Origin of the sequence: Zoogloea sp., assembly GCF_028689785.1 — a bacterium.
Taxonomy (GTDB): domain Bacteria; phylum Pseudomonadota; class Gammaproteobacteria; order Burkholderiales; family Rhodocyclaceae; genus Zoogloea.
In genome coordinates this window covers 123436-138713 of record NZ_JAQVCN010000006.1, presented here as the reverse complement: position 1 = coordinate 138713, position 15278 = coordinate 123436, and the positions used below count along the sequence as shown (strand labels likewise).

The 15278-nt window shown below is 65.7% G+C and carries 14 protein-coding genes; 5 read left to right on the top strand and 9 right to left on the bottom strand.

What is annotated here, in order from left to right; translation table 11 throughout:
- Nucleotides 1–3 precede the first annotated feature (3 nt).
- The 3 genes from PHI64_RS05245 to PHI64_RS05235 form a co-directional block, all read right to left on the bottom strand.
- Complete coding sequence (locus tag PHI64_RS05245; RefSeq protein WP_299879667.1) at nucleotides 4–882, bottom strand: transporter; 879 nt, start codon at nucleotides 880–882, stop codon at nucleotides 4–6.
- Nucleotides 883–982: 100 nt separating this feature from the next.
- Nucleotides 983–2701: a methanol/ethanol family PQQ-dependent dehydrogenase gene (locus tag PHI64_RS05240; RefSeq protein ID WP_299879664.1), complete on the bottom strand. Its 1719-nt coding sequence runs from the start codon at nucleotides 2699–2701 to the stop codon at nucleotides 983–985.
- Between the two features lie 72 nt (nucleotides 2702–2773).
- Nucleotides 2774–3391: a Rieske (2Fe-2S) protein gene (locus PHI64_RS05235; RefSeq protein WP_299879661.1), complete on the bottom strand. Its 618-nt coding sequence runs from the start codon at nucleotides 3389–3391 to the stop codon at nucleotides 2774–2776.
- Between the two features lie 493 nt (nucleotides 3392–3884).
- Between PHI64_RS05235 and PHI64_RS05230 the strand changes: the two genes are divergently transcribed.
- Entirely contained in the window at nucleotides 3885–5798 is a 1914-nt protein-coding gene (locus PHI64_RS05230; RefSeq protein WP_299879736.1) for a sigma-54-dependent Fis family transcriptional regulator, read from the top strand.
- Between the two features lie 23 nt (nucleotides 5799–5821).
- Here the strand turns inward: PHI64_RS05230 and PHI64_RS05225 are convergent, their stop codons facing one another.
- Both PHI64_RS05225 and PHI64_RS05220 read right to left on the bottom strand, forming a co-directional pair.
- The gene (locus PHI64_RS05225; RefSeq protein WP_299879614.1) at nucleotides 5822–6808 is read right to left on the bottom strand and encodes a LysR substrate-binding domain-containing protein; all 987 of its coding nucleotides are present in this window, start codon (nucleotides 6806–6808) and stop codon (nucleotides 5822–5824) included.
- Between the two features lie 156 nt (nucleotides 6809–6964).
- A complete protein-coding gene (locus PHI64_RS05220; protein WP_299879611.1) occupies nucleotides 6965–8749 on the bottom strand; it encodes an alkaline phosphatase D family protein in 1785 nt (594 codons plus the stop codon).
- A gap of 136 nt (nucleotides 8750–8885) precedes the next feature.
- On the opposite strand from PHI64_RS05220, the gene ppk2 reads away from it, so the two are divergent.
- Both ppk2 and PHI64_RS05210 read left to right on the top strand, forming a co-directional pair.
- Nucleotides 8886–9809, top strand: a complete 924-nt coding sequence (gene ppk2, locus PHI64_RS05215) for a polyphosphate kinase 2 (RefSeq protein ID WP_299879608.1) — start codon at nucleotides 8886–8888, stop codon at nucleotides 9807–9809.
- 204 nt (nucleotides 9810–10013) lie between these two features.
- The gene (locus tag PHI64_RS05210) at nucleotides 10014–10448 is read left to right on the top strand and encodes an NUDIX hydrolase (protein ID WP_299879605.1); all 435 of its coding nucleotides are present in this window, start codon (nucleotides 10014–10016) and stop codon (nucleotides 10446–10448) included.
- 68 nt (nucleotides 10449–10516) lie between these two features.
- Here the strand turns inward: PHI64_RS05210 and lipA are convergent, their stop codons facing one another.
- From lipA to PHI64_RS05190, 4 genes are read right to left on the bottom strand one after another with little or no spacing between them, the layout of a single operon-like run.
- Complete coding sequence (lipA, locus tag PHI64_RS05205) at nucleotides 10517–11464, bottom strand: lipoyl synthase (protein ID WP_299879602.1); 948 nt, start codon at nucleotides 11462–11464, stop codon at nucleotides 10517–10519.
- A gap of 18 nt (nucleotides 11465–11482) precedes the next feature.
- Nucleotides 11483–12100 carry a lipoyl(octanoyl) transferase LipB gene (lipB, locus tag PHI64_RS05200; RefSeq protein ID WP_299879599.1) on the bottom strand — a complete coding sequence of 206 codons (618 nt, stop codon included), beginning with the start codon at nucleotides 12098–12100 and terminating at the stop codon, nucleotides 11483–11485.
- Nucleotides 12097–12366 carry a DUF493 domain-containing protein gene (locus tag PHI64_RS05195; RefSeq protein WP_299879596.1) on the bottom strand — a complete coding sequence of 90 codons (270 nt, stop codon included), beginning with the start codon at nucleotides 12364–12366 and terminating at the stop codon, nucleotides 12097–12099. The genes lipB and PHI64_RS05195 overlap by 4 nt, the downstream gene beginning before the upstream one ends.
- 13 nt (nucleotides 12367–12379) lie before the next feature.
- Nucleotides 12380–13504 (bottom strand): D-alanyl-D-alanine carboxypeptidase family protein, encoded by a 1125-nt coding sequence (locus tag PHI64_RS05190; protein WP_366945135.1) that lies wholly within the window; start codon nucleotides 13502–13504, stop codon nucleotides 12380–12382.
- Nucleotides 13505–13689: 185 nt separating this feature from the next.
- Here PHI64_RS05190 and PHI64_RS05185 point away from each other — a divergent pair, with 185 nt between their 5' ends.
- Both PHI64_RS05185 and PHI64_RS05180 read left to right on the top strand, forming a co-directional pair.
- Complete coding sequence (locus PHI64_RS05185; protein WP_299879593.1) at nucleotides 13690–13926, top strand: hypothetical protein; 237 nt, start codon at nucleotides 13690–13692, stop codon at nucleotides 13924–13926.
- A 111-nt stretch (nucleotides 13927–14037) separates the two neighbouring features.
- Nucleotides 14038–15270 (top strand): TolC family protein, encoded by a 1233-nt coding sequence (locus tag PHI64_RS05180; RefSeq protein ID WP_299879590.1) that lies wholly within the window; start codon nucleotides 14038–14040, stop codon nucleotides 15268–15270.
- Nucleotides 15271–15278 lie beyond the last annotated feature (8 nt).

The window sequence follows — 15278 nt, the reverse complement described above, 5'->3', positions numbered from 1 at the left end:
GGGTCACCACACGTAGGCGTACTTGAGGTTCAGGCTGTTGTTGGCGGCGTGGTTCTTGCCGTCGATGCTGGCGGAGTAGCGCAGGGTGATGGACTGGTTGTCGAAGGTGTGGAACATCATCCCCACGCCGCCGTCCAGGGCTCGGGCGCTGGGGTTGCCGTTGCGGCTGCTGGTGCTCTCGTAGTCGAGGGCGACAAAGGGTTCGAGCAGGCCGGTTACGCGGTAGCCCAGGCGGTGGTTGGTGTGGAAGGTGTTGCCCGGGCGGGTGCCGTCGGTTTTTTGGCTCTGGAAGACCATGCCGGCATCGGCGGTCCAGCCCAGCTTGTCGGTGAGGCGAACGTCCCACAGAAAGCTGGAGAGGTTCTTCCAGTTGGTGTCGCTCACCCGGCTGTCGCCCACCGGCACCTGCAGGAAGGACTGGAAGCCGAAGGTGGAGTTGGGGGTGGGCTTCATCCAGATGGCAAAGCCGGTGAGCGGGTCGCCGATGCCGCTGCTGTGGCGGTCGGCGGAGTTGGTGGCGCTGCGGTTGCGCACGCCGATCTCCGGCACGATCACCTCATAGGCCAGACCGATCCGGGGGTTCGATTCGGGCGTCCAGAAGCGCACGTACTTGGACATGCCGACGATGGTCTGGCTGCCGTTGCCCTTCACCTTGTCGCCGGCGGCGTTGAAGGTGTCCTTGTTGTTCTGCACGGTGGCGTACTGCACGAAGACGTTGAAGGGTTTGAAGTCCACCGGCAGCTCGTATTCGTGGGGGCCGATGACGTCGAAGGTGGTCTGGGCAAAGGCGGCGGGGGCGAGGCCGCCTGCCAGACCGGCCACCACGAGGGCGGACAGCAGGCGCGGGATGTGACGGGGTGCCGCGGGGCGATGGGTGTGCATGAAGTGTCTCCTTTTTGGTTTTTGGGCGCAGCGGGCCCCGCCGCGCCGTCGGGAGGACGATGCGGGGCCCGCTGTGCGGGTGGGCTGAACCGGGGTGGGCTTACTTCTGGAGCTTGAACACGTGGATCGTGCCGCCCTGGGGCACCACGGTCTTGTGGGGGAGGACGGCGTCGAAGGCGCCCTGCATGCGCTGGGCATCGACGCCCCAGCCCGACAGCACGGCGATGTACTGCTGGCCATCCACCTCGAAGGTCGAGGGCACGCCAGTGACACCGGAGGGCATGGGGGTTTCCCACAACACCTTGCCGTTCTTCGCGTCGAAGGCGCGGAACATGCGGTCATTGGTGCCGCCACCGAACACCAGATTGCCGGCGGTGGTCATCAGCGGGCCCCAGTTCATTTCAGGGTAGGTGTGGGTCCATACCTGCTTGCCGGTCTTCAGGTCCCAGGCCTGGATCTCGCCGATGTGCTTGCGGGATTTTTCGGTCATGCGCACATTGGTGAGGATGTTGTCGAGGGCGACGCCGATGTAGAGGCTGCCGGCGTTGTACTTGACGGGTTCGCCAGTGAGCTCGGAGCACAGGTTGTTGTTGGCCGGGATATACAGCAGGCCGGTGCCCGGGTTGTAGGCTTCGGGCGGCCAGTCCTTGCCACCCCACAGGGACGGACAGAAGTTCACCGTTTTGCCGGTGCCGGGGATGCGCTCGGGGTTGTAGCTGGGGCGGCCGGTCTTGGGGTCGAGCTTGGTGAATACGTTCTGGGTCACGTAGGGCCAGGCGTCCACGTAGTTGACCTTGTCCTTGGTGCGCTCCAGCAGCCACAGGTAGCCGTTGCGCCCGGCATGGACCAGGGATTTCACCTTCTTGCCCTTGTAGTCCACGTCGATCAGCAGGGGGGCGGAGACTTCGTCCCAGTCCCAGGCGTCGTTCCAGTGATACTGGTGGTGGCCCTTGATCTTGCCGGTGTCCACGTCGAGGGCGATGGTGGAGTTGGCGTAGAGGTTGTCGCCGGGGCGGGTGTCGGGCATCCACGGGCCGGCGTTGCCCACGCCCCAGAAGGCCAGGTTGGTCTGGGAGTCGTAGGTGCCGGTGATCCACACCGAGCCGCCGCCGGTCTTCCAGGTGTCGCCGGGCCAGGTCTCGGCGCCGGCTTCGCCCGGGCCGGCGATGGTGTAGGTGCGCCAGGCCTCCTTGCCGGTCTCCGCGTCAAAGGCGGCCACAAAGCCGCGCACGCCCAGCTCGCCACCCGATGAGCCGACCATGATCTTGCCCCGGGCGGCCAGGGGGGCGAGGGTCATGTAGTAGCCCTTCTTCCAGTCGGCCACGGCGACCTTCCACAGCTCCTTGCCGGTGGCGGCGTCCAGGGCCACCAGGTAGGCGTCGGTGGTGGCCAGGTAGAGCTTGTCGCCGTACAGGGCGACGCCCCGGTTGGTGGGGTGGAGCTGCATCAGCTCGTCGGGGATGGTCTTCTTGTAGCGCCACAGCTCTTTGCCGGTGGCTGCCTCCAGGGCGATCACCTGGTTGTTGGGGGTGGTCACGTACATGTAGCCGTTGTTGACCATGGGCGGGGCCTGGTGGCCTTCGGTCATGCCCGTGGCGTAGGACCAGGCGGGCACCAGCTTGCCCACGTTCTGGCTATTGATCTGCTTGAGGGCGCTGTAGCCCCAGCCTTCGTAGTTGCCACGGTACATCAGCCAGTTGGCGGCTTCGGGCTTGGTGAGCCGGGCATCGGTGACCGGGGAATAGGCCGGCAGGGCGGCGCTGGCGAGCATCGGCAGGGCGGCCAGGCTGGCGCACAGGGCCTTGAGTCGGATGGTCATGTCTGGTGTCTCCAGTTATTGGTGTAGGTGAGCGGGTGCTGCGGCTTCAGGCGTGACGGGTGCTGCGGGAAATCAGGCGGACTTGGATACGCCGGGGTTCGAGGTGAAGGGGCCGGCCACCACCAGCACGCCGTCCTCTTCCTTCAGGGGGAGCAGGGGGAGCGTGCGCGGCGCCGGGCCGGCCACCACCTCGCCGGCGCGACCGGGGGAGAACTTGGAGAAGTGGCAGTAGCACATCAGGGTCTTGTCCTTGGCCACCCATTCGGAGACTTCGCAGCCCTGATGGGTGCATACGGCCGAGTAGGCGAGCACGCCGCCGGCAGCGAAGGGGCGGGTTTCGTCGGTCAGGTCGGCGGGGGCGACCCGCACCAGGATCACCTTGTTGAGGCGGGTGCCGTTGCGCACCTCGCCGCTGGCGGGTTCCAGGGGAAAGGCCTGCAGGGGCTTGGCGTCGGGCAGGATCTCGGCCCCACGCAGGGGTACGGGTTGCCCGTTGGCGTCGCTGCGCACAAGCTGGTCACCGACTTTCGGGCGGGAATGGGCGCTGCCGTCGGCAAGTGCTGATTTCCCTATTCCGAGACCGGCACAGAGCAGTAGCGCCGAGCTGGCCCGCAGGGCTTCCCTTCTATCGGGTGACGACAGCGCGTTTGGTGTGTCGGCGTTTTGTTGAGAGCACGGAGTCTTATTCATTTTCCTGTCCTGCGTTCTGGGTTGAGGCCTGGCTTATTAGGCAAGGGCTGTGCCACAGGGCTGGGTGAATGAATTTGAATGTGCCGATATTTTTATAAAAAGTGATTTAATACAGATGGTTGTATATATGCTCTGTGATGAGTGAATTAATTTGTATCTGAATTGAATTCTAATTAAGGGGTGGGCGAAACGTGGTGTGTACTACAGGTGTAGCGGGGGGCGATCCAGGTGTAGCGTAACGATTGTGCAATTTGCCGATCGTTTTTTCATGGTGCGATGCGGTATTTGTGGGGGTATTCCGCAATGAGGAAAGTTTATTCTCCGTTCTATTTCACGTGCGCTATGATCCAGCCACAAACAGGTGCTTTCGCAGGTGTGCAGACACACCGCAGGAGGCCCGCACCATGAGGCTGGCAATACGGAGGAGGTAATCATGCAGGGCAGGCACGGAGATGCCTTGACCGGGGGGGCTTTCCCCGGAGGCGGGGTGAGCATGCTCTCCTGCGAAGAGCGCTTGCGCCAGTCGTGGCGGCGCTCGGAGGAAACCTATCGCATCGACCCTTCGACCCGGGCCAGTGCGCGGGTGCTGACCGCGTCCGAATACCGGGAGCTGCGCGACCGCCTGTCTTCCTTCCTGCGTATCGCGCAGCTGGGTGTGTCACGCCTGCATGAGCAGGTGCGCGATTCGGGTTATTGCGTGCTGCTGACCAATGCCCAGGGGGCTACCGTCGATTTCAGGGGGACGCCGAGCCTCGACGCGGATTTTCACCGCCGCGGCTTTCTGGTTGGGGCCTGCTGGTCGGAGGTGGAGGAGGGCACCTGTGGTGTCGGCACCGCCATCGTGGACCGGGCTCCTATTCTGGTGCACCGGGAGGAGCACTTCCGCAGCCACAACAGCGGCATCACTTGCAGCGCGGCGCCGGTGTTCGGCCCCGGTGACGAGCTGGTGGGGGTGCTCAACGCTTCGGCGTTCTCTGCGCCCGAAAGCCGCAACAGCCAGTCGGTGGTGTATCGCCTGGTCCAGCAGAATGCGCTGGCCATCGAGAACGCGCTCTTCGTCGAGGCCTGCAAGTCGGCGTGGATTCTCTCCATCAGTGCCCCTGGCGATTGTTGGAACCTGGGTGAGGTGCATTTCTTGGCCTTCGACGACAGCGGGCGCATCGTGGCCGCCAGCCGGCGCCTGCGGGCCGGCCTGTTTGCCGGGGCGAGCCTGCCGTTCCGGCGCCTGGAGGATGTCTTCGACCAGTCGGCCAGCGCGCTGATGAGGCGTGCCCATGAGCGTCCGGGGGCGCCGATCCCCCTGCGCTGCCTGGCCAACGGTCTGCTTTTCGAGGCCCAGCTGAGGGCCCCGGTGCGGGATTGCATGTCGCCGCCGACGGTGTCGGTGAAGCGTGATTTCGATGCCCTGGCGGCCCGTGACCCCCAGGTGCTGGAGTGCATCGAGCGGGTCAAGCGGGTGGTGGATCGCAAGCTGACCGTGCTGCTGCTGGGGGAGACCGGCTCGGGCAAGGAGGCCTTTGCCAAGGCCACCCATGCCTTCAGTCAGCGCCGGGACAAGCCCTTTGTGGCCCTCAACTGTGCCGCCATCCCCGAAACCCTGATCGAGAGCGAGCTGTTCGGCTACAAGGAAGGGGCCTTTACCGGCGCCAGGACCAAGGGGGCGAAGGGCAAGGTGCAGCAGTCCAGCGGCGGCACCCTGTTTCTCGACGAGATCGGCGACATGCCGCTGGCCCTGCAGACCCGCCTGCTGCGGGTGCTGGCGGAGGGGGAGGTGGTGGCGCTGGGAGCCTCCGAGCCCGAGAAGGTGGATCTCAACGTGATCTGCGCCACCCACCGGGATCTGGCGGCCATGGTGCGCAGCGGCCTGTTTCGCGAAGATTTGTTCTACCGTCTCAACGCGGCGGTGTTCCGCCTGCCGCCCCTGCGCGAGCGCAGCGACCGGCGTGACGTGATCCGCCAGGTGCTGGACGAGGAGATGGCCACTGCCGGGCGCCAGCTGCAGCTGCCCGAGCCGGTGCTGGAGCGGCTGGCGGCCTATCCCTGGCCGGGCAACATCCGCGAGTTGCGCAATGCGCTGCGCTTTGCCGTCGCGGTGTGTGACGGCGATGTGCTGGACGAGGCGCATTTCCCCGAGTCGGTGACCCTGCCTGCCGAGATCGCTCCCAGCCTGCCACCGGCGGCCTCCTTCGGCCCGGCTGTCGAGGCTGTGCTGCCGGCCGGCCTGGCCGAGGGGGGGAGCGAGCGGGAACATATGCTGCAGGTGCTGCGCCGTTGCCACTGGAATATCTCGGCTGCCGCGGAGAGCATCGGGGTGTCCCGTTCAACCCTTTACCGGCGCATGCAGCGCCAGGGCATCGTGGCCCCCAACGCGGCCGATGTGATGGCCGTCCAGCGCACCACCCACTGAGCGCGGCTTCTCCAAGCCGGTATTCAGGCCGGGGCCAGGGCCATGCCGCCGCTGGCAAGGCTGGTCGCCTGGACGCGGGGGATGGCCGGGGAGCTGCGTGCCACCGAGGTGATCTGCTCGCGGAACCAGCGGCATTCCTCCTCGTAGTGGCTGCGGTCGTGCCACAGCAGGTAAAAGCTCATCTTCGGAAAATCGATGGGGGCCTCGGCAATGGCCAGGGGCATCATCCGGGCGCAGTGTTCGGCAAAGATCCGCGGGCTGGAGAAGAGCATGTCGGTCTCCTGCAGCAGGTAGGGCACCAGGCCGAAGTAGGGTACGTAGGCCACCACGTTGCGCTTGAGGCGCTCCCGGGCCAGGTGCAGGTCGATCACACCGCGCTGGCCCACTGCGTAGGGGGTGGGCACCAGATGCTCGGCGGCCAGGTAGTCGGCGGCGCTCAGGGGGCGCCCGGCCAGGGGGTGGCTCTTGCGCATCAGACACACCACCTCGTCTTCGAAGAGCGGCGCCATGCGCAGGTTTTCCGGGGGCTGGGGCCAGTTGCCGATGACTACGTCGAGCTCGCCACTCTCCAGGGCCCGGGCGTAGTCGAAGTCCGGCCCCAGGGAATGGAAAGCCACCTGGGAGTGGGGAGCAAACTTGCGCAGCTGGGCCACGATCTTGCCCAGCAGTACGGCGTTGAGGTAGTCGGGGGTGGCGATGTTGAAGATCCGGCGTGAGCTGGCCGCATCAAACTTCACCTGGCGCACGGCGATGGCCTCGATCTGCTGAAGGGCGATCTTGACCGGTTCGAGCAGCCCGGCGCCCCGTTCGGTCGGGGTCATGCCGTTACGGCTGCGTACCAGCAGCTGGTCGCCGGTAATGTCGCGCAGCCGCCGCAGGGCGGTGCTGACGGCGGGTTGAGACTGGTTGAGGCGGCGCGCCGCCTTGCTCACGCTGCATTCGGTAAGCAGGGCGTGGAGTACGCGCAGCAGGTGGACATCCATGGAATCCCAGGTGCAGTTCGCGGCCATGTCGGTGCTCCTTGAACGATATCCGTGCTGCAGTGCAAAAATCGTTCCATGGCAAAAGCCCTGTCCAGGGGCCCTGCGCTGCCCTGCCCGGTGCCATCCCGGTGCCCCGGGCCGGGCCGGGCACGGTTCTGGCACCGGGCTGGTGCGCCCGGCGCGTCAGGCGTAGCTGACGGTGCCGGCGGCGGACACGCTGATGGTCTTGCCGACGCTGGCCGAGTAGGTGCTGCTCTTTACCGTACTCACGAACACGTATTCGCCTTTTACTGTGTCGGCGGTGACGGTGAATTGCAGGTAGCCACGCTGCCGGGTGTCGGCATAGGCCAGGTCGTCCACCAGCCCCAGCCCGGCCCCGATGGCGGCGGCCCCGAGCTGGGCGGTAGCGGCGCTGCCGTCCAGGGCGGGGCCCAGGCTGCCAAGGCCGAGGGCTTCGAAGCCCGGGGAGCTCACCGAGGTGCCGGCAAATTCGTGGCCGACAGTCTGGCCGGCCAGGGTGGTCAGGGCGGCGAACCAGGCGTTGTGGGAGTCGCCGGAGAGGGTTACCAGGCGTTTGCCGAGGGGGCGGACGGATTGCAGGATGGCCTCACGCTGCAGAGGGTAGCCGTCCCACGCGTCCAGGTTGTAGGGCAGGCGCGGGTTGCTGGTGGCAGACAGCAGGGCGCTCTGGGTGGCGCTCAGGGGTTGGCCGGCGGCGCGGGTGATCTTGGCGCCCAGGTAGTCGCTGATGGCGGTCTGCACGGCGGCCTGGTTGGCGGCGCTGGGGTTGGTCAAGGCGGTGTTCTGGGCCTGCAGTACCGAGGCGGGCATCCACATGCGGGCCATGATGTCCTGGTTGCCAAGGACCTGCCAGGTGGCGGCCGACTGGGTGATGCCGTCCACCAGCCAGGCCTGCTGGCTGGTGCTGATCATGCGGTGGGTGGCGTCGCTGCCCGAGCCGAGGGCGGCAGCGTAGCGGGCCAGGCCGCCGTCGGCGTCGCCATAGTTGTCGTACTGGCGGTCGCGCCCCTCGATGCGGGTGTCGAGCATGTGCAGGCTGAGCAGGCGGCCAAAATCGAAGCGGCGGTAGATCTTCAGCGGGTCGCCACCAGCGTCGCGGCGGATGGGCAGCCACTCGTGGTAGGCGCGGGCGGCGTTGGCCTTGCGGGTGGCCCAGTCGCCCTGGGTGGCACTGTCGTGGTTTTCGGCACCGGCCACGTAGGCGTTGTTGGCAAACTCGTGGTCGTCCCAGATGGCGATGAAGGGCATGCGGGCGTGCACGGCCTGGAGGTTGGCGTCGGAGCGGTAGCGGGCGTAGCGGGTACGGTAGTCGTCGAGGCTCACGATGTCGTGGGCCGGGGCGGTGACCCGATTGAGCGCCACGGCGTCGGTATTGCCGTACTTGGCGGGGTCGGCGCCGTATTCGTAGATGTAGTCCCCCAGGTGCAGGGCATAGTCGGCATCCGAGCGGGCGGCGGCATCGTAGGCGTTGAAATAGCCTTCGGAGTAGATGGCACAGGAGAACACCGCAAACTTCACGCTGCTGACGTCGGCCGCCGGCAGGGTGCGGGTGATGCCCACCGGCGAGGCCTTGCCCGTGGCGTCGAGAAAGCGGTAGTAGTAGCGCTTGCCGGCGCTGAGGCCGGTGGCATCCACCTTGGCCGTAAAGCCTGTGTCGGCGCTGGCCGAGACCTGGCCGGACGAGACGATCTCGCGGAACTCCGCATCGCTGGCCACCTGCCAGCTGAGGGCGACGCTGTCGTTCAGGCTGCCCGAGCGGGCGTGGGTCCACAAGATCACCCGGTCGGCCAGGGGGTCGCCGCTGGCAACGCCATACTGAAAGTCCGCGGGCGGGGTGGCGCTGTTGTTGCTGCTGCCGCAGGCGCTGAGGAGGCCGCTGGCCGAAGCGGTGGTGAGCAGGGTGGCGGAGTGGCGGATGAAGTCGCGGCGGGTGGTGTCGAGGGGCATGGTTGGGGTTCCGGAGGTGAGCCCCGATTAGACACAGGGCGCATGACCGGGCCGTGACGCCACCATGGCGGATAGTCATGTGGCTGCAACGCCCTGCTGGGACGATGAGCACCTGTCAAATACCCCCGGAGTCACCATGAACAACCACGATGTCGGTGAGTTGCACCGCCGCCTCGAACGCGAGCTGCAGGACAGTTACGACGAAGAGCTGGAGCTGGAGCTGGATGACCGGCGTTTCGAGGAGATCGGTGCCGGCGAGCCCTGCCCGCCGACCGACGATGAGCGGGCTTTCCGCCGCCGCTATTTCACCGAGTTGCTGCGCCTGCAGGGCGAGCTGGTCAAGTTGCAGGACTGGGTGGCCACCGAGAAGCGGCGGGTGGTGATCCTGTTCGAGGGGCGGGACGCGGCCGGCAAGGGCGGCGTGATCAAGCGCATCACCCAGCGCCTCAATCCGCGGGTGTGCCGGGTGGTGGCCCTGCCCGCGCCTAACGACCGGGAGCGCACCCAGTGGTATTTCCAGCGCTATGTGTCGCATCTGCCGGCGGCGGGCGAGATGGTGCTGTTTGACCGCAGCTGGTACAACCGGGCCGGGGTGGAGCGGGTGATGGGCTTTTGCTCCGACGAGGAGTACGAGGAGTTCTTCCGCTCAGTGCCGGAGTTCGAGCGCATGCTGGTGCGTTCGGGCATCCAGCTCATCAAGTACTGGTTCTCCATCACCGATGACGAGCAGCATTTCCGCTTCCTGTCGCGCATCCACGACCCCCTCAAGCAGTGGAAGCTGAGCCCAATGGACCTGGAGTCCCGGGCCCGCTGGGAGCGCTACACCGAGGCCAAGGAGACGATGCTGGAGCGGACCCACATCCCCGAGGCGCCCTGGTGGATTGTCCAGGCCGATGACAAGAAGGAGGCGCGCCTCAACTGCATCCATCACCTGCTGGGGCAGATGCCCTATGAGGAAGTCCAGCGCCCGCTGGTAGCCCTGCCCGAGCGGGTGCGGCATCCGGATTACGTGCGCCACGAGGTGCCGCCGGAGATGTTTGTGCCGGCCTATTTCCGCTGACGGGGAGGCAAGGCCGGACGGATGTGCACGCCGGCCTTGCATAAAAAAATCCAGGGGTAGTATAAAAGCGGCTGCTGGAAGCAAGGGCAGCCTGGCGTGGCCGTAAGCTTCCTGAAACGTAATACCGATATAAAGCACGCATATGCCCGGCTGCGCGAGCATGACTCCGCCCGGTTTGACTGACCCCTGGATCATCCCCGTCTTATGGCAAAGGAACGTTTCAACTCCCCCTTACGCAAGGCTGGCGTGTGGGCCATCATCCAGTGCGCCGAATCCGGCAAGGTCCTGCTCGGCAAGCGTTCCAGTGTGGTGAACAACGGTGGGGCGTGGAATTTCTTTGGCGGCCGGGTAGACCGGGGGGAGTCGCCCCGCACGGCGCTGCTGCGGGAGCTCGTCGAAGAGGCCGGCCTGCGGGTGAAGGAGAAGCAGCTGGTGAAGCTGGGCCAGGGCCGGCACCGTAGTGGAGATCGGGAGCTGCACTACTATCTGTTGCGGCTTGAGCGAGAGGTGGCGCCGCGCCTCAACCGGGAACATTCAAATTTTGGCTGGTTCAAGCCCGGGCGTTTGCCGGGCAGATTCAACCGGCCCACCACCATCGCCATCAAGAAAGGCCTGCTCGGCAGCCTGCGTCAGCACTGAGCGGGTGTGAGTAAATTTGCTGTGCGGCCTGTCGGGCCCGGTTTGCCCGGGCCGCGGCAGTGGCCGGGTCAGACCACCCCCGCCCCGTGAGCCTGCTGGTCGGCCCAGTAGCTTGAGCGCACCATGGGGCCGCAGGCGGCGTTCTTGAAGCCCATCTTCAGTGCTTCGGTCTCGAACATCTTGAAGGTGTCGGGATGCACGTAGCGCAGCACCGGCAGGTGGCCGCCGGAGGGCTGGAGGTACTGGCCGATGGTGAGCATGTCCACGTTGTGGGCGCGCATGTCACGCATCACTTCGAGAATCTCGTCATCGGTTTCGCCCAGGCCGACCATCAGGCCGGACTTGGTGTTGACCTCCGGATGGCGGGCCTTGAACTGCTTCAGCAGTTCCAGCGAGTAGGCGTAGTCGGAACCCGGGCGGGCCTGCTTGTAGAGGCGCGGCACGGTTTCCAGGTTGTGGTTCATCACGTCCGGCGGGGCCTGGTCGAAGATGTCCAGGGCAATTTCCATGCGGCCGCGGAAGTCGGGTACCAGCACTTCGATGGTGGTCTTGGGGCTGGCCTCGCGGGTGGCGCTGATGCACTGCACGAAGTGGTCTGCGCCGCCGTCACGCAGGTCGTCCCGGTCGACGCTGGTGATCACCACGTAGTTGAGGCGCATGGCGGCGATGGTTTTTGCCAGGTTGGTCGGCTCGTTGACGTCGAGGGGCTCGGGGCGGCCGTGGCCCACGTCGCAGAAGGGGCAGCGGCGGGTGCAGATGTCACCCATGATCATGAAGGTGGCCGTGCCCTTGCCGAAGCACTCGTGGATGTTGGGGCAGGAGGCTTCTTCGCAGACGGTGTGCAGCTTGTGCTCGCGCAGGGTGTCCTTGATTTCGTTTAAGCGCTCGACCTCGGCACCGGCGCCCAGTTTGATGCGGATCCAGTCGGGCTTCTTGAGGCGTTCGGCGGGAACGATCTTGATGGGGATGCGGGCGGTCTTGGCCGCGCCACGCTGCTTGCGGCTCTCGGAATCCATGAGGCTGTCGTCCTTTGGTCAGGCGGTGGGGGGGACGTCGGGAAAATGTCGCTGGAGGTGGCCGAGAAGTCGTTCGGTGACTTCGTCGGGGCCTTCAGTCACGCCGAAGTCCTTGAGTTGTATGGTCTTGAGCCCACTATAGCCGCAAGGGTTGATCCACGTAAATGGTGTCAAGTCCATATCGACGTTGAGGGACAGTCCGTGGTAGCTGCAGCCATTGCGCACGCGCAGGCCCAGGGCTGCCACCTTGTCGCCGTCGATGTAAACGCCTGGCGCGCCGTCTTTGCGGCGGGCGTCGAGGCCGTAGTCGGCGATGCAGTCAATGAGGGCCTGCTCCAGCAGCTGCACCATTTCGCGCACCTTGAGGCGCCGCCGGTGCAGGTCGAGGAGCAGGTAGGCCACGACCTGGCCGGGGCCGTGGTAGGTGATCTGGCCGCCCCGGTCGATCTTGACCAGGGGGATTTCGGTGGCGTGGAGCAGGTGTTCGGGCTTGCCGGCCTGACCGAGGGTGTAGACCGGCGGGTGTTGCACCAGCCACAGCTCGTCCGGGGTGGTCGCGTCGCGGCTGGCGGTGAACGCCTGCATGGCGTGCCAGGTGGGTTCGTAGGGCGCAACGCCCAGGTGACGGACGATCACAGGACGACCTTTACCATGGGGTGCGACGACAGCTCCATGTAAAGGGCGTCGAGCTGGGCCTTGGAGCTTGCGTTGAGGGTGCAGGTGATGGCCAGGTAGTTGCCTTTGGCGGACGGGCGCATCTGCACGGTGGCCGGATCGAAATCCGGCGCGTGGCGCAACACCACCTCAATCACCGTCTGGGCAAAGGCATCCACCCGCGCACCCATGATCTTGATGGGGAATTCGCAGGGAAATTCGAGCAGGGTGGTGCGTTCGTCAGTCATCCGGGTGCTCTCCTCAGAGGTTCTTGAACCACAGGCGGATGGCGTCCCACAGTCGGCCGAACCAGCCGGCTTCGGGGATGTCGTCGAGGGCCACGATGGGGTAGTCACCCACCGGCTTGTCGTTAAGGCTCAGCTGCAGGGTGCCGACGGTCTGGCCCTTGGTCACGGGCGCCATCAGGGGTTGCTGGCTGACCACGTTGGCCTTCAGCTTGTCGCCGTCACCCTTCGGCAGGGAGAGCACGAAATCGTTCAGGAAGCCGACCTTGACCATGTTCTCCGAGCCTTTCCAGATGCGGAACTCGTTCACTGCCTGGTTGGCGCCATACACCTTGACGGTGTCGAAGGCCAGGTAACCCCAGTTGAGCAGCTTCTGGGACTCCTGGGCCCGCACGCTGTCACTGGTGGTGCCGACCACCACCGACACCAGACGGCGGTCATTGCGTTTGGCTGATGCGATCAGGCAATAGCCGGCGCTGTCGGTGTGGCCGGTCTTGACGCCGTCCACCGTCGGGTCGATGAAGAGCAGGCGGTTGCGGTTGGGCTGCTTGATCTTGTTATAGCTGTATTCCTTGAGGGAATAGATGGGGTAGAACTCGGGGAAGTCGCGGATGATGGCCGTGGCCAGGATGGACAGGTCGCGCACCGAGGTGAGGTGGGACGGGTGGGGCAGGCCGGTGGCGTTCTCGAAGTGGGTGTTCTTCATGCCGAGCCGGGCGGCTTCCTTGTTCATCAGCTGGGCGAAGTTCTCTTCGGAGCCGGCGATGGCCTCGGCCAGGGCCACGCATGCGTCGTTGCCCGACTGGACGATCATGCCGTGGAGCAGTTCGTTAACGGTAACGGGCTTGAGGGGCTCGATGAACATCTTGGAGCCGGGCACCTTCCAGGCCTTTTCCGACACCGGAACGGTCTGTTCGAGGCTCAGGGTCTTGTTCTTGACCGCCGAGAAGGCCAGGTAGGCCGTCATCAGCTTGGTCAGCGAAGCGGGCTCGATGCGTTGGTCAGGCTTCTCTGCGGTGAGCACCTGGCCAGAGCCCACGTCGAGGAGAATCCAGGCCCGGGCCGCGACCGTCGGTGGCGTCATCTGGGCAAAGGCGAGGGAGGGCAGGATGAGCAGAAGCAGGATGATGCGACGCAGCATGGCAGGGTACAAAAGCGAAAAAAGTGCGATTATAGTCACGCCTCCCACCGTCAGCCGCCTTTGAATCGTAAGTGAATGCGGAACTCGACGTGTAGTGGGTGGTCTTTATTGCTGCAATGCATCTGATCCGTCGAAGCCTCTCTCTCGTTATCGCTTGTCTCGTTCTGCTGTGGGCGGGCAATTCCATGGCTGTCGACAATTACCATGCGGCGGCAGATCTCGCCGAGCAGGCACAGACCCTGGACCCGGCCGCCGAAGAGAAGTTTGACCTGAGCAGCCTCGACCCCCTCGATTGTCCGGCGCTTGCCTGCAAATCGTGGTCACGGGCCCGCTTTCTGCTTGACGATCCTCCGAACGATGTCCGTTTCATCTGGCGTTCGGTGATGCCCAGGTTGACCTCACCGCCACCCAGGCGGGCCTGAGTATCACGCCCCCTCCGCTGGGGGCGCTGCGCTTTGGTTCAGGTGGGCCGCATGCCGGCTCGCCCTCTCTCGACTTGATTAACAGCGTTAAAAAATCGCTGAAGGATCTCCATGCTCAGGAAGCTCTCCCTGGCCGTCGCCCTTGCTGCGACGCTTCTGCCTGCCCTGGCCGCTCCGCCGGGCACCGAACCCTACAAATTGCAGGCCTTGCGCGACGCCGCCAGGGCCAGCCACCCGTCCTTGCAGGCCGCACGGGCCATGGTTGATGCCGGCCGGGCGCAGGTCACCAGTGCCGGCGCTTACCCCAACCCGGAGGTTGAATTTCTGGCCGGCCGCACCCAGGCCCGGATGTCTGGTGTGGCCACCGGCGGGGCGCAGAGCCTGTCCCTCAGCCAGCGTATCGACAATCCGTGGCAGCGGGAGGCGCGCATTGATGCCGCCACCTTCGGACTGGAGGCGCGTCAGGCCGAAGGGCGCAGCTTCGAGGTGGACCTGCTGGCCCGGCTTGATCAGCGCTTCTTCGATCTCTTGCGGCGCCAGGCGGAGCAGCGTGCCGCCAAGGAGGATCTGAGCCTGGCTGAACAGATCCGGGCCCGGGTGGCTGTGCGCGTGCAGACTGGTGAGGCGCCGCGCTATGAGCTGATCAAGGCGGATACCGAGCTTCTGAACGCCCAGAAGGCGTCGGAGAGCGCCATCCTGCGCGTCGCCCAGGCCCGTGCGGCCCTGCGGGGCCTGGCGGGGCCGTCCCTGCCTGCGGAGTTCGAGGTGGAAGGGACGCTGGCCAGTGCCCCGGTGGTGCCGGCCCTGGAGGCGCTGCGCTCCGAGGTGGTGGCCCGCAACCCGGAGCTGGCCCGGGCCCAGGCCGAGGTGCGGCGTGCTGAGCGTCAGCTGGAGCTGGAGCGCCTGCGGCGTCACCCCGAGCTGGCCGTGAAAGTGGCCGAGGACCGGGATGTCGAGCTGCGCAACACGCGCATCGGCGTGATGGCCACCGTGCCCCTGTGGGACCAGCGTCGCGGTCAGGTGGCCGAGGCGGGGGCCTTGCTGCAGAAGAGCCGCAGTGACCGGGAAAACCAGGAGTTGTCCTTGCTGCAGGCCCTGGAGGCGGCCTACCGCCATTACGAAATCGCCCGTAATCAGGTGAACGCCCTGGAGAACGGCATCCTGCGCGAAGCCGAGGCTGCCCTGAAGGTGGCAGAGGCGGCCTATCGCTTCGGTGAGCGCGGCATCCTGGATTACCTGGATGCTCAGCGCGTCTTCCGTGCCGCCCGCAATGAACTCATCGCCGCCCGTTACGAGCTGCAACTGGCTGTCATCGAAATCGAGCGCCTGCGCGCTGCCCAATGATCCGGAAT

What these genes read in the sequence shown, in the direction of transcription:
- PHI64_RS05245 (WP_299879667.1), bottom strand. Translation starts at nt 882, where the DNA reads ATGCACACCCATCGCCCCGCGGCACCCCGTCACATCCCGCGCCTGCTG.
- PHI64_RS05240 (WP_299879664.1), bottom strand. Translation starts at nt 2,701, where the DNA reads ATGACCATCCGACTCAAGGCCCTGTGCGCCAGCCTGGCCGCCCTGCCG.
- PHI64_RS05235 (WP_299879661.1), bottom strand. Translation starts at nt 3,391, where the DNA reads ATGAATAAGACTCCGTGCTCTCAACAAAACGCCGACACACCAAACGCG.
- PHI64_RS05230 (WP_299879736.1), top strand. Translation starts at nt 3,885, where the DNA reads ATGCTCTCCTGCGAAGAGCGCTTGCGCCAGTCGTGGCGGCGCTCGGAG.
- PHI64_RS05225 (WP_299879614.1), bottom strand. Translation starts at nt 6,808, where the DNA reads ATGGCCGCGAACTGCACCTGGGATTCCATGGATGTCCACCTGCTGCGC.
- PHI64_RS05220 (WP_299879611.1), bottom strand. Translation starts at nt 8,749, where the DNA reads ATGCCCCTCGACACCACCCGCCGCGACTTCATCCGCCACTCCGCCACC.
- ppk2 (WP_299879608.1), top strand. Translation starts at nt 8,886, where the DNA reads ATGAACAACCACGATGTCGGTGAGTTGCACCGCCGCCTCGAACGCGAG.
- PHI64_RS05210 (WP_299879605.1), top strand. Translation starts at nt 10,014, where the DNA reads ATGGCAAAGGAACGTTTCAACTCCCCCTTACGCAAGGCTGGCGTGTGG.
- lipA (WP_299879602.1), bottom strand. Translation starts at nt 11,464, where the DNA reads ATGGATTCCGAGAGCCGCAAGCAGCGTGGCGCGGCCAAGACCGCCCGC.
- PHI64_RS05195 (WP_299879596.1), bottom strand. Translation starts at nt 12,366, where the DNA reads ATGACTGACGAACGCACCACCCTGCTCGAATTTCCCTGCGAATTCCCC.
- PHI64_RS05190 (WP_366945135.1), bottom strand. Translation starts at nt 13,504, where the DNA reads ATGCTGCGTCGCATCATCCTGCTTCTGCTCATCCTGCCCTCCCTCGCC.
- PHI64_RS05185 (WP_299879593.1), top strand. Translation starts at nt 13,690, where the DNA reads ATGGCTGTCGACAATTACCATGCGGCGGCAGATCTCGCCGAGCAGGCA.
- PHI64_RS05180 (WP_299879590.1), top strand. Translation starts at nt 14,038, where the DNA reads ATGCTCAGGAAGCTCTCCCTGGCCGTCGCCCTTGCTGCGACGCTTCTG.